Raw genomic sequence first — 19,674 nt, 5'->3', positions numbered from 1 at the left:
AGAAAGCGATATCCCATGAGCGCCGATAAGTCCACGAGCTGGTCCTACGCAGAAGATCTGCCTGCCGAGGATGAGGTCCTGTTGCACGCGCGCGAACGGTCCTTCGAGCTTGGCGTGACCCCGATCGGTCCCGGCGTGGGCGCCGTGCTGACGGTGCTGGCGGCAGCGTCCAAGGCTCAGACCGCGGTGGAGATCGGCACCGGCGCAGGGGTGTCCGGTGTGTGCATCCTGCGCGGGCTGGGCCCGCAGGCCGTCCTGACCACCATTGACGTCGACGTCGAGCACCTCAAGGCGGCGCGCGAGGCGTTCCAGGAAGCCGGCAGCCCCGCCAACCGTACGCGCACCATCTCGGGCCGGGCCGGCGATGTCCTGCCCCGGCTGACGGACGGGGCCTACGATCTGGTGTTCATCGACGCCGACAAACCCAGCTACCCCAGTTACGTCGAACAGGCCGTCCGGCTGCTCAAGTCCGGCGGCCTGCTGATTGTCAACGATGCCCTCGACAAGGACCGGGTGGCGAATCCGGCCTCCCGGGAAGCCACCACGGTGGTGCTGCGCCAGATCGGCAAGTCAATCCGCGACGACGACCGCCTGGCCTCCGCGATGCTGCCTACCGGCGACGGCCTGCTGATCGCCGTCAAGAAGTAGCGGCACGGAAAAGGGCGGGGTCCGCGGCCTGGTGGCCGGGACCCCGCCCTCTGCGAAGCTCTTGGCGTGATGCTATTCGGTGACGCCGACGAGGCATTCCTTGAGGTTTGTCGCCTCAGCAGCATTGAGTTCGACCACGAGCCGTCCTCCGCCTTCGAGCGGAACACGCATGATCAGGCTTCGTCCCTCTTTCGTCACTTCCATAGGGCCGTCGCCGGTGCGTGGTTTCATTGCCGCCATAAGGAAAATCCCCTCCATTAGTCCCTGACATACCAGCCCGGCCGGGCTGCGTCCGCTTGGCCAATCAAGCCGCCCGGCAGCACTCCAAGAGGCCGCCATGACAGGCAAACTCACAAATAGACCGCTTACGAATTCTGTGCGCTTCTTGTCCTTGCTTATCCTCTATTATCGCGTAACAATGCGCCCGTAGCTAATCGTTGGACTTTCAAGCGCGTCCCGCCACGCCGGGCCGGGGCCCGGAAATGGTGCTGTGGGTCACGGCGGGTAGTCCCCTCCGCCGGGCAACTGCGCCCATGCCCACAGCCACACAATCCACACAATCTGCAGCAGGACAAACATCACCACTACGGCACCGCGGTACGCGCGGGAGCGTGAGAGAAGGGCTGCGCTGAGGGCGAGCGGGAACAGCGGCAGCAGCATCCGGAACGTGCTGGTCTGGGGGTGCAGGAAGACAAGCAGATAGCCCATGTAGCAGCAGCACCACAGCCGCAGCTCGGTGCCCAGCGCCACCACGGGCCTGGACATCATCAGCAGGGTGAACGCGGAAAAAAACACGAAGGGCGCCAGCACTCCCAGCGTCGGCCCGAACAGCATGATGCCGGCGTCGAACCATGGCTTGAACGGCACCAGGTCATCGCCGCGCCAAGCTGTTTCGGTCTTGGTATAGGCGCCAAGGTCACCGGTCACCGCCCAGGCGATGGCGGGCCACAGCAGCGCGCCGATCCCGCTGACGGCGGTGAGACCGCCGAGGGCCCAGAGCTGGGCGCTGCTGTGGGCGGCAGCGCCGTCCCGGTGCTGTGTTGGAAGGTGCTGTGTTGGGACATGCTCCGTTGGGAAGTGCTGTGTTGGGAGGTACTCCGCCAGCTGTTGCGTTTTGCGTCGCATCACACCGAAGTGCTGCCAGAGACGGTAGAGCAACAGCAGCCCCACCATCGCCGCAAACGGGACACCGGTGGGCCTGGAAAGGCACATCAGGACAACGACGGGCATCGCCCAGACGTACCGGCGCTCCATGACCAGCAGCAGCGCGCCGCCCAGCAACAGCAGGTTCAGGGATTCGGCGTACGGCACCTGCAGCACTGCCGCCACCGGGAAGGTCGCCAGGAACACGGTTCCCCAGAGCGCCGTGCGGTGCGAGGCCCGGTGCCTGAAAATTTTGTACGCCACCAGGGCTGCCCCCAGTCCGGAGACCAGCGCGATGTCCGTCAGCGACCACGCCGGGCCCGTGCCCGTGAGCCCGGACAGCACGCGGCCCAGCACGGGAAACAGCGGGTAGAACGCCCACGTGTTCTCCTGGACAGTGCCGGCGTCGTCGGTCGGAAGAAGCGCCGGATACCCCGTCTGGAGCGCCTCGGCGTACCAGCGCGCGTCCCAGATATTGATGAAGTTCCAGTAGTCCGGCTTGGCGGGAAACCACGGATTCACGCCTTGGTGCAGGGCCGCAGCCATGAAAATACAGGCGCTGACCAGCCGGGCGGCGATGTACAGCCCGGCGACCTGCGTCCACCACGGCCACCGCGCCATCCGGGCGCCCGCGGCCGCGATGCGGCTCCACACCGCCGCGTTCAGTCCCTGCGGCTCCAGGGCCTCAGGCTCCGCGACGGCCTCCGGATCTTCCACGTGGTTCACGGCCCGGGCTCGGCCGGCGGGCGGAGGCGTTCCAGTTCCTCTCCGAGCGCCTCGATCTTTTCGTCCTTGGCGATGATCTGCTCCCGCAGATCATCGAGGACCTGGTCCACCTGGTCCATCCGGTAGCCGCGGAGCCCGACGGCGAAGCGCAGGCGGTCGATGTCCGCCGCGGCAGCGCGCTCGGGCAGCAGGACCGGCGGCAGGGATGCGACCGGCTCGTCGAAACCGTCGTCAAAGGAACCGGCACCCCCGTCCCGGTTTCGGTGGAGGATTTTCGGCACCAGGCCGGCACCCAGGAGGACGGCGACGCCGATCAGCGCTATCGCCAGGAAAACCAGGAAGAGACTCACTAGACCATCGTGCCAGAAGCCGGACGCCGGAGCGCTCAGCCGGACGTTTCAGCCTTGCGTTCCCTAACCGTTTCCCTTGGGGGCGCTGCCGCCGATGTTGCCGCCGTTCGGGTTCCGGTGGCGCGCGGCCCCCTCCACCACCAGCGCGACGGCCAGCGCGGGGTCGTCCACTACCTGCACCAGGTCCAGATCTTCCTCGGACACCATTCCCTCTGCGACGAGCGTGTCCCGGACCCACTCGAGCAGGGGACCCCAGAAGGCGACGCCCACCAACACGATCGGGAACGAGGTGACCTTGCGCGTCTGGACCAGGACCATGGCTTCGAAGAGCTCGTCCAGGGTGCCGAGACCGCCGGGGAGCACGATGAATCCCTGGGCGTACTTCACGAACATGGTCTTGCGGGCGAAGAAATACCGGAAGTTGATGCCCAGGTCCACCCACTGGTTCATGCCCTGTTCGAACGGCAGCTCGATCCCGAGCCCCACCGAGACGCCGTTGCCTTGCACGGCGCCCTTGTTCGCGGCTTCCATCGACCCGGGACCACCGCCTGTGATGACGGCCAGTCCGGCCTCGGCCAGTTGGCGTCCCACCTCGACACCGAGCTCGTAGTTCCGGCTCCCCGGTACGGTGCGGGCGGAGCCGAAGACGCTGACCGCCGGACCGAGATCGGCCAGGGCGCCGAACCCTTCCACGAACTCGCTCTGGATCCGCAGGACCCGCCAGGGGTCGGTGTGGACGAACTGGCCAGGGCCCTTGGTGTCCAACAGCGTCTGGTCGGACATGGTGACTTTGGCGGCCTTCCGGCGCAGTTCAAGCGGGCCCTTGTGGCGGATTCCGTTGGGCGCCGGAGTGCTCCGGGCCTCGCGGGTCGGCTTGCCGGCGGGCGTCTGCTCGGCATCTTGCTTGGGGCTGCGCTGCGGATCGGTACTCATGCCCATAGGCTAGCGCGGAACTGCGGCGCTGCCGCGTCGGCGCGTCGGCGCTTTGGTGGCAGCAAGGGGCCGCGGGGATCCCGGCGGGTGCCGGGCGACGGCCCGGCAAGAGACGCTGACGTGCAGGTATCTCTTGAATCACGATCTGCACGAATGAGAGTGATTGCGGTCATATTGCGCCAATCTTCGCTAGATTCTTTGTATGACTACTCAAGTGCCCGGCGATGCCCTCGTCTCCCTGAAGGCCGTGAACAAGCATTACGGCCAGTTGCACGTCCTGAAGGACATCAACCTGAACGTCCGCAAGGGTGAGGTTGTTGTTGTCATCGGCCCCTCGGGTTCGGGAAAGTCGACGCTCTGCCGCGCCATCAACCGCCTAGAGACCATCGACGACGGCGATATCAAGATCGATGGCAAGGAACTGCCCGCCGAGGGCAAGGAACTTGCAAAGCTGCGCGCCGACGTCGGCATGGTCTTCCAGTCATTCAACCTCTTCGCGCACAAGACCATCCTGGAAAACGTCACCCTGGGCCCCATCAAGGTCAAGGGTGTCTCCAAGGGCGAGGCCGACAAGGACGCCATGGCGCTGCTGGAGCGCGTCGGCGTTGGGCATCAGGCCCCCAAACTTCCGGCCCAGCTCTCCGGTGGCCAGCAGCAGCGCGTTGCCATCGCCCGCGCCCTGGCGATGAAGCCGAAGGTGATGCTCTTCGATGAGCCCACCTCGGCCCTCGACCCGGAAATGATCAACGAGGTCCTGGACGTCATGGTCCAGCTCGCCAAGGAAGGTATGACCATGATCGTGGTCACCCACGAGATGGGCTTCGCCCGCAAGGCGGCGGACCGCGTCGTGTTCATGGCCGATGGCCAGATCGTCGAGGACGCGACCCCCGAGGAATTCTTCACCAACCCCAAGAGCAGCCGGGCCAAGGACTTCCTGTCCAAGCTTTTGACGCACTGAGCCCGCTACGAGTTCGCACTCTGGCCGCCGGACGGCGGCCGCCCAATGAAAGGAATGTCATGAAGGCATTTTTGACCCGAAGGAAATCCCTTCTGGTTGCCGCATCCGCAGCACTGGCACTCACCCTGAGTGCTTGTGGCGGCAGCACCTCCACGACCACCAACCCGCCCGTCGCCGAGAAGCCGAGCTTTGCCGCCGATTCCACCATGGCCAAGCTTGCATCCGCGGGCAAGATCACCATTGGTACCAAGTTTGACCAGCCGCTCTTCGGCCAGAAGGGCCTGGACGGCAAGCCGGTCGGCTTCGACGTCGAAATCGGCAAGCTGATCGCCGCCAAGCTGGGCATCCCCGCCGACAAGATCGAGTGGGTTGAAACTGTTTCCGCCAACCGCGAGCAGTTCATCAAGCAGGGCAAGGTGGACATGATCGTCGCCACCTACACCATCAATGACAAGCGCAAGGCCGAAGTCGACTTCGCCGGCCCGTACTACGAGGCCGGACAGGCGCTCATGGTGAACAAGGACAACAACTCCATCACCAAGCCCGAGGACGTCAAGGGCAAGAACGTCTGCTCCGTGACCGGATCCACCCCGGCCGCGACGATCGTCGAGAAGTACGGAGCGGTGCTGGTTCCGGCCGCTACCTACTCCGCTTGCCTGGAACCGCTGCGGAACAAGCAGGTCGAAGCGGTGACCACCGACAACGTGATCCTCGCCGGTTTCGTGTCCAAGGAACCGGACGCCTTCAAGCTGGCATCGGACCAGACCTTCACCAAGGAGCCCTACGGCATCGGCCTGAAGAAGGGCGACACTGCCTTCCGCACGTGGATCAATGACCAGCTGGAGGCTGCCGACAAGGACGGCTCCTACAAGAAGGCCTGGGAAGACACCGCCGGCACGGTCATTAAGACCACGCCCGCGCTTCCCACGATCGACCGCTACTAGCCGGCTGTGGCGGCTGTCAGGCAGCGGATCTTCCGCAGCCCGGCAGCCGCCACGCCCGTTTTTCGCCTGGAATCCCCTCAACGCAGCTGAAGGAACTTATGGACGTCATCATTGAAAACCTCCCCCAGTATTGGGATGGTTTTCTCAGAACCCTCTTCCTGTCCGTGGTCTCGGGGATTATCGCCTTGGTCTTCGGCACCATCCTGGCGGCCGCCCGCGTCTCACCCGTCGCCGCGCTGCGCGGCTTCAGCATGGTGTACGTCGAGATCGTCCGGAACACCCCGCTGACCATCGCATTCTTCTTCGCGGCGGTCGTGCTGCCCCGCCTCGGCGTCACGTTCCAGCAGTTCGAGGTCGCCGCCATCATCGCCCTGAGCGCCTACACCTCGGCCTTCATCGCCGAGGCCGTGCGCTCCGGCGTCAACAGTGTCCCGGTGGGCCAGGCGGAGGCCGCCCGCAGCATCGGCATGAAGTTCACCCAGGTGCTCTCCCTGATCATCCTGCCGCAGGCCCTGCGGACCGTGATTCCCCCGCTGATCAACATCCTGATCGCCCTGGTCAAGAACTCATCCGTGGCCGGCGCGTTCTATGTGCTGGAACTCTTCGGCCAGGGCAAGCAGCTGGCCAACGCCAACGGCGATGCCGTCGTGTGGGTCCTGGTCGGCGTCGCGTTCTTCTACCTGCTGATAACCATCCCGCTTGGCTACCTCGCCAGCGTCGTTGAACGAAAGGTGGCAATCGCGCGATGAGCTCTGTTCTCTACGACGTCCCCGGCCCCAAAGCCCGCCGGATATCGCTGATCGGCTCCATCATCGGCGTCATCGTGATCGGCGGCCTCCTGGTCCTGGCAGTCATGACCCTCGCCCAGCAGGGAATCTTCGACGCCAAGCGCTGGGCGGTCTTCCAGCTGCCCGACGTCTGGGCCCTGATCGCCGCGGGCATCGGCGCCACGCTCGCCGCGGCCGCGGTGGCAGCGGTGATCGCGTTCCCGCTGGGCCTGCTCCTGTGCCTGATGCGCATCTCGGACAACGCCTGGATCAGGGTGCCCACGCGGATCGTGCTGGAATTCCTGCGCGGCATGCCCGTGGTGCTGATGATGCTGTTCGTGCTGCTGGTGTTCGCCACCAGCTCGTTCGTCGCCGTGGTGGCAGGCCTGGTCCTGTACAACTCGGCGATCTTTGCCGAGATCATCCGCGCCGGCGTCCAGTCGCTGCCCAAGGGCCAGCGTGAGGCCGGCCTGGCGATCGGACTCACGAGCTTCCAGTCCCGGCTGACCATCGAGCTGCCGCAGGCCATCCGGCGCATGCTGCCCTCGCTGGTCGCGCAGCTCGTGGTGCTGCTGAAGGACACCTCGCTGGGCTACATCGTCGCCTACGGCGAGCTGCTCCGGGCCGTGCAGGTCATGGCCGACTTCCTCGGCCCGCAGTACTTGTTCCCGGTGTTCTTCGTGGCAGCGGCCATCTACATCGCGATCGACCTTGCGGTCTCCCGCCTCGCCATCTGGCTCGAACGCCGCGGCTCCAAGCGGGCCGCCGGCGGCGTGGCGCACGTGCCGGTTGCCGGACTCCCGGCAGCCAAGTAACACCCGTCAACCGCAAAGGGTCCGGAACCTCCCTGAGGTTCCGGACCCTTTCTGCGTGCGGGGGTGCGTTGGCCGGTGTGCCGTGCGGCTTTCGCGGGGTCAGGCGCTGAGCCAGCTCCGCAGTGCCCGCAGGCATTCCCGGATGGCGTCCGCCTCGACGTGCTCGTTGTCCTTGTGCGCCAGCAGCGCATCGCCGGGCCCGAAGTTCACCGCGGGAATGCCGAGTTCGCTGAACCGGGCGACGTCGGTCCAACCGTACTTGGGCTTCGGCTCGGCGCCCACGGCGGCGACGAAGGACGCGGCGGCGGGGTGGTGCAGTCCCGGCCGCGCCCCGGCCGCGGCGTCGGTGCGCACGACCTCGAATCCGTCCAGCAGTTCCCGGACCACGGCCTCGGCACCGTCCGGGGTCTTGTCCGGCGCGAAGCGGTAGTTGATTTCGACGACGCACTTGTCCGGGATGACGTTTCCGGCCGTGCCGCCGTGAATCTTCACGGCATTGAGGCTTTCGCGGTAGTCCAGGCCGTCAACCGTCACCGTCTGCGGTTCGTACGCCGCCAGCCGGGCCAGGATCGGGGCCGCCGCGTGAATGGCGTTGCTGCCCATCCAGGCCCGGGCCGAGTGGGCGGCCTCGCCGTGCGTGGTGACCTCGAAGCGGCTGGTGCCGTTGCAGCCGCCCTCCACCGTCCCGTTGGTTGGCTCCAGCAGGATCGCGAAGTCCCCGCCGAGCAGGGATCCGTGATTGCGCACCAGCCGGCCGAGGCCGCTCTTGACGGCCTCGACTTCCTCGTGGTCGTAGAAGACGAACGTGACGTCCTTGTCCGGGGCCGCCCCGCCGTCGAACATGGTGGCCGCCAGTGCCAGCTGCACGGCGACGCCGCCCTTCATGTCGGTGGCGCCGCGGCCATACAGCACCCCCTCCCCCGGAGCCCCGGAAGGCCAGTACGCAGGAACGGTCCCCAGCGAGCCCTCGGTGATGGGCAGCGGCACGGTGTCCAGGTGGCCGGCAAGGATCACACGCTCGGCCCGGCCAAGGTTGGTGCGGGCAATGATCGAATCGCCGTCGCGGACCACATCCAGCTCCGGCAGCAGGCGGAGGGCCTGCTCGACGGCGTCGGCCAGGACCTTCTCATTGCCGGAGACGCTGTCGATGTCAATCAGAGCGGCCGTGAGCAGGGCGACGTCCTGGCGCAGGTCCAAATGGCCTGGGGTGCGGACAGGAGCGCCGGCGGGAGCAGTGGCAGGGGTGCGCGGGTTCGTGGGGGTCACGGTCCCACTTTATCCGTTCGCCTTCGCGCCCGGTCGCAGCAGCCGCCATCCCGGGCGGTCGAATGACAAACCTCTCCTGTCACTTGGACGACTCACGTTTCAGTGGCCGCCGACGCTCTCGTTAGACTTGGGGCATGACTGAAACTGCTGCTTCTGCTGTGCCCGCCGACGCCCGCTCCGCCTACGGATACGGGGTGGCCACCATTTACACCCGCAACGGTGAGGCCACCGTGCTGGATGTATGGTTCCCGGCCCCGGCGCTGGGAGTCGCCGCGGAGCACCTGCGTGATGTGGAGAACGCGGACCAGTCACTGGCCGACATTGCCGCCAACGGAACCGACGCGGACCGGGGCACCGAGCAGCAGGTTGTCTTCGCCCAGATCAACCTGGACGAGGCACCGGCCGACACGGCGGACGCCTACCTTCGCCTGCACCTGCTCTCCCACCGCCTGGTCCAGCCCAACACCATCAACCTCGACGGCATCTTCGGCAAGCTCCCCAACGTCGTGTGGACCAACTTCGGCCCCGCAGCCGTGGAGGACTTCGAACTCACGCGTGCGCGCCTGCGCAAGCGCGGCGCCGTCACCGTCTTCGGCGTGGACAAGTTCCCCCGCATGGTCGACTACGTCGTTCCCTCCGGCGTCCGGATCGCCGACGCCGACCGTGTCCGGCTGGGTGCGCACCTGGCCGAAGGCACCACGGTCATGCACGAGGGCTTCGTGAACTTCAACGCCGGAACGCTCGGCACCTCCATGGTCGAGGGCCGGATCTCGGCCGGCGTCGTCGCCGGTGACGGGTCCGACGTCGGCGGCGGGGCCTCGATCATGGGTACCCTCTCCGGCGGCGGCAAGGAAAGGATCGCCATCGGTGAGCGCGTCCTCCTCGGTGCCAACTCCGGCGTGGGAATCAGCCTCGGCGATGACTCGGTGGTGGAGGCCGGACTCTACGTCACCGCCGGCACGCGCGTGCGTGTCATTAGCCCGCGGGATGCCGAGGGTGAAGACACCAGCCGGGTGGTCAAGGCCGTGGAGCTGTCCGGCGTCCCGAACCTGCTCTTCCGCCGCAATTCCGCCACGGGCGCCGTCGAGGCTCTGCCCCGCAAGGGCCAGACCGTGGAGCTCAACGCGGACCTGCACGCCAACTGACCGCACCGGCTGGTACGGTATGGCGGGCGGCGAAGGCCGTCAGGCCGGGCCGACTCCGAACGATGAAGCAGCCGATGATGCAGCCCGCTGGGGCCTGAGGGAGTAAGTTTCGTGGCACGACGAGGGAGCTGGCGGCGCCGGATCGTACTTCTGCTGACCCTTGCGATGGTCGCGGGCGCGATCTACACTGCGGTGGCGTTCCTGCAGCGCTCGGAAACGCTGATCACCGAACGCTGCACGGCCGTGGGCAGCGGAGGCGATGACCTCGCCACCGACCAGGCCGCCAACGCTTCCCTGATCACCGCCGTCGCGGTCCGGCGTGGGCTTCCCGCCCGGGCCGCCAGCATCGCGCTGGCCACCTCCATGCAGGAATCCAAGCTGCGCAACATCGGCCACGGCGACCAGGCCGGCCCGGACTCGCGCGGGTTGTTCCAGCAGCGCCCGTCCCAGGGGTGGGGCACCACGGCGCAGGTGATGGACCCGTACCATGCCAGCAACGCGTTCTACGATGCGCTCGTCAAGATCTCCGGGTACCAGTCCCTGGAGATCACCGATGCCGCCCAGCGGGTCCAGCGCTCGGCGTACCCGGAGGCCTATGCCCAGCACGAGGGGATGGCCCGCGCGTTCGCTTCGGCCCTGAGCGGCCAGACGCCCGCCGGCCTCGACTGCTCGCTGCGGTCCCCCGACAGTGCCGGGGATCCGGCTGCCGTCGCCGCGGAGCTGGCCACGGCCCTCGGTGATGTCCAGTCGTCCACGAACGGCCGGACGCTGCAGGTGGATGCCGAAGGCGCCCAGGCCTGGGCTGTCGGGCAGTGGGCCGTGGCCAACGCCAAGGAGCTGTCCATTACCAGCGTCGAGGTCGACGGCCGGGCCTGGAACCGGCAGTCCCGCGACGGCTGGCAGCCTGCCCAGGTCCCGGCCGGCCAGGTCAGGGTCACCGTCGCCGACGCCCCGCGGACCTGAGCGCCCAACAACACGCGGGCCTAGACCAGGAGATCAACCACAGGCTGCACGTAGCTGCGGAACAGTTCCGGCTGAGACAACAGCTCGTGGCTCATGAGGATCTTGTCCGGCTCCAGGAACCAGGCGCGCGGCTCCGCAAGCGGGAGTTCAATTATCGTCAGGCCAAAGTCATTCGAGGCGCGTCCCACCTCAAGCAGGCGGTCCTCCACCATGTCGGCCAGCAGCTCGTTGTGGCCGTTGGTCTCGCGCTCCGCTTCGAGGGCCACGTATTCCCCGCGGCGTTCCCTGGCCCACGTCAGGGCCGCCCCGAAATGGGCCTGCAGCACCCGACGCAGGGCCGGGGAATTGCTGAACGCACGGAAGCCGGGCGGGGAGAGTTCCGGGGACATCTCCGGGTGGGCCTTCAGCAGCTGCTCCCACCAGGCCTCCCATTCGGTCTTGAGCGCAGCCGGGCCGCCAACTTCGGCAATCAGATGGGTGTGGTCCGCGGCGCGGATCTTCGGTGCCACGTGACACAGTGCCGGATGACCCGCGGTGTCCAGACCGGCTGCGTCACGAACGTACAGGGCGATGAGCATGGGACCAGAAGTATCCATCGTGATCCGCCAGCCAGGTCCGCCGGTGTGGTGCATCCAATTGCCTCCTTGGCAAGACGTACGGTCTTAGTCTATTCCTGTTGCTAAGACGCGTTAACGGCTGGTGCCCGGCCCGATATCCGGCGGTTCAGGCCCTCAAGATGGACTTCCAGCACATCGTTGCACATCTGGGCCGTCATCCACTCCGGCTGTAGGAGGGCATGCATCGTCAGACCGTCCAGCACGGCCAGCAGCAGCTCCGCCTCGGTGACGAGCACGTGCTGGTCGATGCCGGCCAAGCCGTCGGTGTCATCGGTATCGGTAACGGCAAGGCCCATGATGAGCCGGCCCACGACGGCGGCCACCGCACGGTGGCTTCGGTCCGCCTCGGCGGCCAGGAACGGCTTGGTCCGGGCTGCATTCTTGAAGGCCATCCACACGCATGCGTCAACGGCCCGTTCCTCATCGAGCGGAAGCACCTCGCCCAAGAGTGCCATCACGGCCGTGTGGTGCGCGTCTGTTCCTGGCGACAGGTCCCCCAGAAGGGAGTCCGCGGCGGTGAGCCTGCCGACGATGCGGTCCACCACCATGGCGAAGGCGTGGGTCAGCAGCTCGTCGCTGCTGGCGAAATAGTGCCGCACGGAGCCGACCGCCAGTTGGGCTTCGTCTGCAACTTCCCGGAGGGAGGCCCGTTCAAGACCATCCACGGCGATGATCCTGAAGACTGCGTCAACTATTTCCTGGCGCCGGATGACGGCGTCGACAAATTTAGGCACTGGTCTTTTTTAGCACGTCTGTGTCGCCACCGCCGCGGGCCACACCGATTCCCCCGCTGGCGTGGCAGGGGTCACAACGGCGCAGGTCACGGCGGTATTGGCAACGGCGGCAGTGGCCAATACAGCGGCGGTGTCCGCAGCGGCGGCCAGGGCGGTGCGGCGCCCGCCGGGAACGACGCCGGCCGCGCACCCCAAGTAGGTGCGCGGCCGGCGTCGTACTTCCTGCACGGCAAGTGCCGTGGCTCTCCGGCGGACTACAGCGCCGGGTAGTTGCGTTCCGGTTCGCCGACGTAGAGCTGGCGCGGGCGGCCGATCTTGGTGTTGGGATCGCTGATCATCTCGCGCCACTGGGCGATCCAGCCCGGCAGGCGTCCGATCGCGAAGAGCACGGTGAACATCTTTTCCGGGAAGCCCATGGCCTTGTAGATCAGGCCGGTGTAGAAGTCCACGTTCGGGTAGAGCTTGCGCTGGATGAAGTAGTCATCGCCCAGGGCCTTCTCTTCAAGGCGCATGGCGATGTCCAGCAGCTCGTCGTTTCCGCCGAGCTTGCTGAGGACCTCGTGGGCCGTGGCCTTGATGATCTTTGCGCGGGGGTCGTAGTTCTTGTAGACGCGGTGCCCAAAGCCCATGAGGCGGACGCCGTCTTCCTTGTTCTTGACCTTCTCCATGTAGTCCTCGGGCTTGATGCCGTCGGCCTGGATCTGGCGCAGCATCTTCAGCACGGCCTCGTTGGCGCCGCCGTGGGCGGGGCCGAAGAGGGCGTTGATGCCGGCGGAGACGGACGCGAAAAGGTTGGCGTTCGATGATCCGACCAGGCGCACGGTCGAGGTGGAACAGTTCTGCTCGTGGTCCGCGTGCAGGATCAGCAGCAGGTCCAGGGCCTTGGCGATGACCGGGTCCACCTCATACTGCTCGGCCGGCAGGCCGAAGCTGAGGCGCATGAAGTTCTCCACCAGGTTCATCGAGTTGTCCGGGTACAGCATGGGCTGGCCGATCGACTTCTTGTGGGCGTACGCGGCGATGACCGGCATCTTGGCCATGAGGCGGATGGTGGATACTTCCACCTGCTCGGCGTTGAACGGATCCAGCGAGTCCTGGTAGAAGGTCGAGAGCGCGGACACGGCCGAGGAAAGCACCGGCATCGGGTGGGCGTCGCGGGGGAAGCCGCTGAAGAAGCCCTTGAGCTCCTCGTGCAGCAGGGTGTGGTGGCGGATCCGCTGGTCGAAGGATTCCAGCTCGGTGGGGGTCGGCAGGTTGCCGTAGATCAGCAGGTAGGAGACTTCCAGGAAGCTCGAGTGCTGGGCCAGCTGCTCGATCGGGTAGCCGCGGTAGCGCAGGATGCCGGCGTCGCCGTCGATGTAGGTGATGGCCGAGGTGGTGGCCGCGGTGTTCATGAAACCGGGGTCGAAGGCGACGGCGCCGGTCTGCTTCAGCAGCTTGGAAACGTCGTAGCCTTCGTTTCCTTCTACAACCTTGATGCGCGGGAGTTCGAGCTCGCCGCCGGCATGGCGCAGGGTTGCGCTGGTGGTTTCAGTCATGGAGTCTCCTCATGAGGCATCGGGGCCTCTGTCGAAAGCTGGTCCAACATCTGGTGAAGCTGCCCGCGGATCCTGTGCGGACAGGATTTCCAAAGGCTGCGCTGCCTTCTTGTGGAAAGCCACCATTGATCGTCAGTTAAAAAGTACCGTCACTTCGCGGGTGGCACTAATCCGGGAGGCCTCGAAATGGCCTAAAACGCGACACATGTGGTGCGCACCACAGGATTGTTACGCTCCCGTGGCCAGCCGCGCCGCGGCGGCGTCGATCCGCTCATCGCTTGCGGTGAGCGCCACCCGGATGAACCCGTTCCCGGCGTCGCCGTAGAAAACACCGGGTCCGACGACGATTCCGCGGTCGGCGAGCCTGCCCACGGTGTCCCACGTCGGTTCGCCGGCGGTGGCCCACAGATAGAGTCCGGCCCGGGACTCGTGGATCCTCAGGCCGAAGCCCTCAAGCGCCGGGACAATCCGTTCGCGGCGGCCCCGGTACAGGTCCTTCTGGGCCTGGACCTGGGCGTCGTCGCCGAGGGCCACGCGCATGGCTTCCTGGACCGGGTAGGGAACGATCATCCCAGCGTGCTTGCGGCTGTTGACCAGGTTGGCCATGATGGCGGGGTCGCCGGCGACGAAGGCTGCCCGGTAGCCGGCCACGTTGGACTGCTTGCTGAGCGAATAGACGGCGAGCAGGCCATCGTGGGAACCTTCCGCGACCTGCGGGTCCAGGATGCTGGGGACCGGCGTGCCACCACGCTGGACGTCCCACTCCCCCCAGCCGAGTTCGGCGTAACATTCGTCGGACGCGACGACGGCGCCGATCTCGCGGGCCTGCCGGACGATCCGCCGCAGCGATCCGATGTCGCGGACGCTGCCGGTGGGGTTGGCCGGTGAATTGACCCAGATCAGCCGCACGCGGGCGCGGGTGCCGGCGTCGAGCTCGTCGAGGTCGTCGGCGGCGATCTGCTCGGCACCGGCGAACGTGGCGCCGATGTCGTAGGTGGGGTAGGCAACCGTGGGGCGGACAACGACGTCGCCCGGTTTGAGGCCGAGCAGGAACGGCAGCCACGCGACGAGTTCCTTTGAACCCACGGTCGGCATCACATTCTGCGGGTCGAGCCCCGGGACGCCGCGCCGGCGGGCAAACCAGCCCGCGATGGCTTCCCGCAGGGCCGGTGTCCCGTGGACCGTGGGGTAGCCGGGGGCGTCCGCGGCGGCGCGGAGGGCGTCCTGGATGAGGGCCGGCGTCGGGTCCACGGGGGTTCCGATGGAAAGGTTGACGGCTCCTGCAGGGTGCCGGGCTGCCGTGGCAAGATACGGTGCCATGGCCTCCCACGGGTAATCGGGCAGGCTCAGGCCGAAGGTGCGCACCGCGGATGTCACCGTAGCGCCGTCCTAGTTGTCTTGGTTCTGCGGCGGCAGTGCGGCGATCATCGGGTGGTCGGTGTGGGTGTTCCCGACCTTCGCGGCACCGCCCGGAGAACCGAGCTCGTCGAAGAACTCGACGTTGGCCTTGTAGTAGTCGGCCCACTCTTCGGGGGTGTCGTCTTCGTAGTAGATCGCCTCGACGGGGCAGACCGGCTCGCAGGCACCGCAGTCCACGCACTCGTCTGGGTGGATGTACAGGGAACGCTCACCCTCGTAGATGCAATCGACGGGGCACTCCTCAATGCATGCCTTGTCCTTGACATCTACACACGGCTGCGCGATTACGTACGTCACGTCCCTGGCCTCTCCACGTTGGTTCCGGCGACCGGCCGGATGGTTTTCCGGCCTGAGCGCCGGGTTGCTGACTTCTGAGCCTATTATCTCCCAGCCTGTTCCCGCGAACCTAGCGGGGACGTCATACACGCTCCGCGTCTTACTATGATCTGATGAGCACGCCTTTGCCCTTGCCCCAGCAGTTCCTCTCCGGCGCCCCGCTCGGCACACGCGTTGTGGTCCGGTACCGGATCGACGGAGGCCTGACGGATGCCCTTGGCGAGCTCGTAGGACGCGCCGACGGCTCCTGCACCGTCCGCACCCGCCGCTCCGACGTCGTCATCGCCCTCCCGCTTGTAGTGGCTGCCAAGGAGGTCCCGCCAGCCCCGCCCCGCCGAGCCCCGCGTGTGCAGGGCCCCTGAGGCGCGGTTCCCGCCGGGACATACCCTCCCCTGAGTGCCACGAGTGGACATGTCCTCCCGCTGAGGGCCACCCGGGCACATGCCCACCCGCCTCCTCCGCGACCAATGGACATGTCCTCCCTCGCACCCCACGAGTGGACAGGTCCCCCACTGAGGGCCGTCCGGGCGCATGCCCACCCGCCCCCTCCGCGACCAATGGACATGCCCTCCGCTGATCGCCTGCGACGGACATCTCAGCAGCATGCCCGTCCCCGCCGGACGGCGCGGGACATGTCCAGTGGTGAATCGACGGAGCAAGGGACATGTCCAGTGGTGGGCGGGCACAAGGTTGTGGTGTCCAGAGGCGCTAGATTGCAGGGGCGTAGCGGCCGGTGCCGGAGTGCGGTGGCACGGCGAGGTGAAGCCGGGACCGGCCCTACGCGGCGGCAGACAGCCTGTTCAGCGTTTCCCGGACCATCGTGATGAATTCTTCCGGATGATCCCTTAGCAGTGGGTAGGTAACAACCAGTGTCGGGATTCCCCGGCGCGTCGTGACGTTCCAGCGCCGCCGGTCTTCCTCGAAGCTCGTGAGGTCCATGTGGAACCCGGCACCGTCCGTCTCGATGCCGAGACGGCCATCGACCATCAGGTCCAGGTGTCCCATGCCCGGAACGTTGACCTGCGATTCAACATGGAATCCGGCACGCCGCAGGAGGAACCGGGCCAGACACTCAATGAGGGACTGGGACTGCGGGACGATCGCCGACACGATCCGGCGCTCCCGGGAGTCGTTACGGCCGTCGAGCCGCCCGCGCAGCGAGCCCAACAGAAGTCCCTTGAGCACGACGGCGGATTCGGCGATGATCAGCCCGTCGGGTTCAGGCAGGCACCGCAGGCATTGGATGACGGTGTCGAGGAGCGTCGGCGGCCGGGGCGTCCTGTGGCAGACGAAGCCCGGGTAGCTCCTGCTGTGGGTGAGGGCCACATGCGGTTGAGACGGGGTTTCGAGGACCCACAACCCGCCGTAGTGGGCCGCGGTGACGCACGCCGGTTCGGCCGGGAGCGAGCGAATGTTGATCAGCTGCTCGTCCGCACCGGGCAGGGCATAGACGCCACGGGCTACCCGGGATACGGATCCCGACGCCATTGCCGACTTAAGCTGGGAATCGGCAACCCCAGCCGCGGCGATGTATTTGGCGCGGGCGACGCCGTCGTACTTGGAGAGCACCTCGATAATGTTGGCCATTCACCCATGGTGAGACCGCCAAACGTCCGCGCGTACCGAATCCCGCGCTATGTGGAAAACTGCGCCTGCCGGACGAGTCGCCGCAGGAACTTTGTCCGGGCGAAAAATGGGCATGCCCCGCCGTCGGGAGCCGGGCCGGACTTGCCCGTCGTGAAGAGTGGACATGTCCCCCGCACTACCTGCGCACTGGACATGATGTCACTGTGCCCGCTCGAGCGGCCGAAAAATGGGCATGTCCCGTGGGGGAAGGGGTGGGAAGGAGGGGAGGCGCGGAGGAAGGAAGGGCTCGGAACTAGCCGGGCGGCTGCCGGTACCGGCGGCACCAGGCCAGCATCAGCATAGTGATGCCCGCGATGCCGAAGACCCAGATGTTGCCCGCGGCATCGCCGATAACCAGGCGCTTGCCCGTTTCCAGGGTGGACCACCAGCCGGCCAATGCGTAGCAGAGGGCTCCGCACACCGCCGTCGGAACCAGTGAACGGAACGCGGCCCCGAGCCACAGCTGGACCGATCCCAGCAGGAGCAGGGCTGCCGCCGCTCCCCACGGAATGTCCATGCCGCCCAGCACCAGATCGTGCCGGTGCAGGGCAGTGCCGGCCAGGGCAACAAAAAGAGCTGCCGGCACGGCGGCGGCAATGCCGCCTGCCATACCGGCAGCTCTCCTAGTCACGTTTCAGCCGAAGCCCGGAGACCGGGATCAGACCTTGGCGCGGGCGCGGTTGGCCTTGGCACGCTCGTTGGTGTCCAGGATGACCTTGCGGATACGGATGGAATCCGGGGTGACCTCGACGCACTCGTCTTCGCGGGCGAATTCGAGGGACTCTTCGAGGGTCAGGTCGCGCGGCGGCGTCAGGTTCTCGAAGGTGTCCGAGGAAGCGGCACGCATGTTGGTGAGCTTCTTTTCCTTCGTGATGTTGACGTCCATGTCGTCGGCGCGGGAGTTCTCGCCAACAATCATGCCCTCGTAGACCTCGGAGGTGGGCTTGACGAAGAAGGAGCCACGTTCCTGAAGGTTGATCATCGCGAACGGGGTCACAACACCGGCGCGGTCGGCGATCATCGAACCGTTGGTGCGGTATTCGATCGGGCCGGCCCACGGCTCGTAGCCTTCAGAGATCGACGCTGCGATGCCGGCGCCGCGGGTGTCCGTGAGGAACTTGGTGCGGAACCCGATCAGGCCACGGGCCGGAACGATGAACTCCATGCGGCACCAGCCGGTGCCGTGGTTGGCCATGTTGGTCATGCGGCCCTTGCGGGCAGCCATCAGCTGGGTGACAGCGCCGAGGTACTCTTCGGGCACGTCGATGGTCATGTGTTCCATCGGCTCGTGGACCTTGCCGTCGACGGTCTTGGTGACAACCTGCGGCTTGCCGACGGTGAGCTCGAAGCCCTCGCGACGCATCTGCTCGACCAGGATGGCAAGGGCGAGCTCGCCACGGCCCTGGACTTCCCAGGCGTCAGGACGCTCGGTGGGGAGCACCTTGATGGAGACGTTACCGATCAGTTCCTTGTCGAGGCGGTCCTTGACCTGGCGGGCCGTGACCTTGGCGCCCTTGACCTTGCCGGCCAGCGGGGAGGTGTTGATACCGATGGTCATCGAGATGGCCGGGTCGTCAACGGTGATCAGCGGCAGCGGCTGCGGGTTCTCGGCGTCCGTCAGGGTCTCACCGATGGTGATTTCCTCGATGCCGGCGACGGCGACGATCTCGCCGGGACCGGCGGAATCGGTCGGGACGCGGTCAAGGGCCTTGGTGGCCAGCAGTTCGGTGATCTTGACGTTCTTCAGCTCACCGTTGGCGCGGGCCCAGGCAACGGTCTGGCCCTTGCGCAGGGTGCCGTTGTAGATGCGCAGCAGCGCGAGGCGGCCGAGGAACGGGGAGGCGTCCAGGTTGGTGACGTGCGCCTGCAGGACACCGTTCGGGTTGTAAGTCGGCGCCGGGATGTGCTCGATGATGGCCTGGAACAGCGGTTCCAGGTCCTCGTTCTCCGGCGCGGAGCCGTCGGCGGGCTGCTCGAGGGAGGCGCGGCCAACCTTGGCGGCGGCGTAGACGACCGGAACGTTGAGGATCTTGTCCAGGTCGAGGTCCGGAACTTCGTCGGCGAGGTCGGAGGCCAGGCCCAGGAGCAGGTCCATGGACTCGTGCACAACTTCTTCGATCCGCGCGTCGGGGCGGTCGGTCTTGTTGACCAGCAGGATCACCGGCAGGTGCGCGGCGAGGGCCTTGCGCAGCACGAAGCGGGTCTGGGGCAGCGGGCCCTCAGAGGCGTCAACGAGGAGGACGACGCCGTCGACCATGGACAGGCCGCGCTCGACCTCGCCACCGAAGTCGGCGTGGCCGGGGGTGTCGATGACGTTGATGGTGATGGTCTCGCCCTTGGAGGACGGTCCGTTGTAGGCCACCGTGGTGTTCTTGGCCAGGATGGTGATGCCCTTTTCACGCTCGAGGTCACCGGAGTCCATGACGCGGTCTTCGAGGTGGTTGTGCTCGGCAAAGGAGTTGGTCTGCTTGAGCATGGCGTCGACCAGCGTGGTCTTGCCGTGGTCAACGTGGGCCACGATCGCGACGTTGCGCAGGTCACTGCGCGATGCAGTGGCTACCGCAGTGTTGGTGGTGGTTTCAGACATGCGTTATTGCTCGATTCAGTGGTGAAGTCAGCTGTGGTATCGCGACATTTCCAACCGGAACGCACGACGGATAAGTCCCTTTGGCACAGGGCACCTACTACCATTCTAAACGCTAGGTCATTTATTGGCCTAAAATGCGATCCGGCGGCCGGCCCTTGC

General features: G+C 66.4%; 22 protein-coding genes. 8 read left to right on the top strand and 14 right to left on the bottom strand.

What is annotated here, in order from left to right; all coding sequences use genetic code 11:
- The first annotated feature begins 15 nt into the window (after positions 1–15).
- Complete coding sequence (locus tag AC1DDO_RS10025) at positions 16–648, top strand: O-methyltransferase (RefSeq protein ID WP_476869475.1); 633 nt, start codon at positions 16–18, stop codon at positions 646–648.
- Between the two features lie 72 nt (positions 649–720).
- On the opposite strand, the gene AC1DDO_RS10020 is transcribed toward AC1DDO_RS10025, so the two are convergent.
- From AC1DDO_RS10020 to AC1DDO_RS10005, 4 genes are all read right to left on the bottom strand, one after another.
- Entirely contained in the window at positions 721–888 is a 168-nt protein-coding gene (locus AC1DDO_RS10020) for a DUF3117 domain-containing protein (protein WP_079550332.1), read from the bottom strand.
- A 255-nt stretch (positions 889–1,143) separates the two neighbouring features.
- Positions 1,144–2,517, bottom strand: a complete 1,374-nt coding sequence (locus tag AC1DDO_RS10015; protein WP_476869476.1) for a hypothetical protein — start codon at positions 2,515–2,517, stop codon at positions 1,144–1,146.
- Positions 2,514–2,867 (bottom strand): DivIVA domain-containing protein, encoded by a 354-nt coding sequence (locus AC1DDO_RS10010; protein WP_441407347.1) that lies wholly within the window; start codon positions 2,865–2,867, stop codon positions 2,514–2,516. The genes AC1DDO_RS10015 and AC1DDO_RS10010 overlap by 4 nt, the downstream gene beginning before the upstream one ends.
- A 63-nt stretch (positions 2,868–2,930) precedes the next feature.
- Positions 2,931–3,800 (bottom strand): LOG family protein, encoded by an 870-nt coding sequence (locus AC1DDO_RS10005; protein ID WP_476869477.1) that lies wholly within the window; start codon positions 3,798–3,800, stop codon positions 2,931–2,933.
- 202 nt (positions 3,801–4,002) lie between these two features.
- Between AC1DDO_RS10005 and AC1DDO_RS10000 the strand changes: the two genes are divergently transcribed.
- From AC1DDO_RS10000 to AC1DDO_RS09985, 4 genes are all read left to right on the top strand, one after another.
- A complete protein-coding gene (locus AC1DDO_RS10000; RefSeq protein ID WP_090575726.1) occupies positions 4,003–4,758 on the top strand; it encodes an amino acid ABC transporter ATP-binding protein in 756 nt (251 codons plus the stop codon).
- 59 nt (positions 4,759–4,817) lie between these two features.
- Complete coding sequence (locus tag AC1DDO_RS09995; RefSeq protein WP_476869478.1) at positions 4,818–5,702, top strand: glutamate ABC transporter substrate-binding protein; 885 nt, start codon at positions 4,818–4,820, stop codon at positions 5,700–5,702.
- A 98-nt stretch (positions 5,703–5,800) separates the two neighbouring features.
- On the top strand, positions 5,801–6,451 hold the full coding sequence (locus tag AC1DDO_RS09990; protein ID WP_441407344.1) for an amino acid ABC transporter permease: 651 nt from the start codon (positions 5,801–5,803) through the stop codon (positions 6,449–6,451).
- Positions 6,448–7,284, top strand: coding sequence for an amino acid ABC transporter permease (locus AC1DDO_RS09985; protein ID WP_441407343.1), 837 nt, complete (start codon positions 6,448–6,450; stop codon positions 7,282–7,284). Before AC1DDO_RS09990 ends, AC1DDO_RS09985 begins: the two co-directional genes overlap by 4 nt.
- Before the next feature lie 99 nt (positions 7,285–7,383).
- Here AC1DDO_RS09985 and dapE read toward each other — a convergent pair whose 3' ends face one another.
- Positions 7,384–8,550, bottom strand: coding sequence for a succinyl-diaminopimelate desuccinylase (dapE, locus tag AC1DDO_RS09980; protein WP_476869479.1), 1,167 nt, complete (start codon positions 8,548–8,550; stop codon positions 7,384–7,386).
- A 134-nt stretch (positions 8,551–8,684) separates the two neighbouring features.
- On the opposite strand from dapE, the gene dapD reads away from it, so the two are divergent.
- Both dapD and AC1DDO_RS09970 read left to right on the top strand, forming a co-directional pair.
- Complete coding sequence (gene dapD / locus AC1DDO_RS09975; protein WP_476869480.1) at positions 8,685–9,695, top strand: 2,3,4,5-tetrahydropyridine-2,6-dicarboxylate N-succinyltransferase; 1,011 nt, start codon at positions 8,685–8,687, stop codon at positions 9,693–9,695.
- 111 nt (positions 9,696–9,806) lie between these two features.
- Entirely contained in the window at positions 9,807–10,658 is an 852-nt protein-coding gene (locus tag AC1DDO_RS09970) for a hypothetical protein (protein WP_476869481.1), read from the top strand.
- 20 nt (positions 10,659–10,678) lie between these two features.
- Here AC1DDO_RS09970 and AC1DDO_RS09965 read toward each other — a convergent pair whose 3' ends face one another.
- From AC1DDO_RS09965 to fdxA, 6 genes are all read right to left on the bottom strand, one after another.
- On the bottom strand, positions 10,679–11,290 hold the full coding sequence (locus AC1DDO_RS09965) for a hypothetical protein (protein WP_441407339.1): 612 nt from the start codon (positions 11,288–11,290) through the stop codon (positions 10,679–10,681).
- A 47-nt stretch (positions 11,291–11,337) separates the two neighbouring features.
- On the bottom strand, positions 11,338–12,009 hold the full coding sequence (locus AC1DDO_RS09960) for a TetR/AcrR family transcriptional regulator (RefSeq protein WP_476869482.1): 672 nt from the start codon (positions 12,007–12,009) through the stop codon (positions 11,338–11,340).
- Positions 12,010–12,018: 9 nt separating this feature from the next.
- Positions 12,019–12,237: a hypothetical protein gene (locus AC1DDO_RS09955; protein ID WP_476971797.1), complete on the bottom strand. Its 219-nt coding sequence runs from the start codon at positions 12,235–12,237 to the stop codon at positions 12,019–12,021.
- A 26-nt stretch (positions 12,238–12,263) separates the two neighbouring features.
- On the bottom strand, positions 12,264–13,547 hold the full coding sequence (locus AC1DDO_RS09950; RefSeq protein WP_441407337.1) for a citrate synthase: 1,284 nt from the start codon (positions 13,545–13,547) through the stop codon (positions 12,264–12,266).
- A 228-nt stretch (positions 13,548–13,775) separates the two neighbouring features.
- Positions 13,776–14,924 carry a succinyldiaminopimelate transaminase gene (gene dapC, locus AC1DDO_RS09945; protein ID WP_476869483.1) on the bottom strand — a complete coding sequence of 383 codons (1,149 nt, stop codon included), beginning with the start codon at positions 14,922–14,924 and terminating at the stop codon, positions 13,776–13,778.
- Between the two features lie 12 nt (positions 14,925–14,936).
- Positions 14,937–15,263, bottom strand: a complete 327-nt coding sequence (gene fdxA / locus AC1DDO_RS09940; protein WP_026266493.1) for a ferredoxin — start codon at positions 15,261–15,263, stop codon at positions 14,937–14,939.
- 152 nt (positions 15,264–15,415) lie between these two features.
- Between fdxA and AC1DDO_RS09935 the strand changes: the two genes are divergently transcribed.
- Entirely contained in the window at positions 15,416–15,664 is a 249-nt protein-coding gene (locus AC1DDO_RS09935) for a putative acetyltransferase (protein WP_476869484.1), read from the top strand.
- A gap of 415 nt (positions 15,665–16,079) precedes the next feature.
- On the opposite strand, the gene AC1DDO_RS09930 is transcribed toward AC1DDO_RS09935, so the two are convergent.
- From AC1DDO_RS09930 to typA, 3 genes are all read right to left on the bottom strand, one after another.
- Positions 16,080–16,889: a type IV toxin-antitoxin system AbiEi family antitoxin domain-containing protein gene (locus AC1DDO_RS09930; protein ID WP_476869485.1), complete on the bottom strand. Its 810-nt coding sequence runs from the start codon at positions 16,887–16,889 to the stop codon at positions 16,080–16,082.
- Between the two features lie 292 nt (positions 16,890–17,181).
- Positions 17,182–17,538: a hypothetical protein gene (locus tag AC1DDO_RS09925; RefSeq protein ID WP_476869486.1), complete on the bottom strand. Its 357-nt coding sequence runs from the start codon at positions 17,536–17,538 to the stop codon at positions 17,182–17,184.
- A 48-nt stretch (positions 17,539–17,586) separates the two neighbouring features.
- On the bottom strand, positions 17,587–19,515 hold the full coding sequence (gene typA, locus AC1DDO_RS09920) for a translational GTPase TypA (protein WP_441407332.1): 1,929 nt from the start codon (positions 19,513–19,515) through the stop codon (positions 17,587–17,589).
- Positions 19,516–19,674 lie beyond the last annotated feature (159 nt).

It is taken from the genome of Arthrobacter sp. 10N43 (assembly GCF_056394525.1).
The sequence above is the reverse complement of the archived record's forward strand: the minus strand, read 5'-3'. Positions and strand labels throughout refer to the sequence as shown.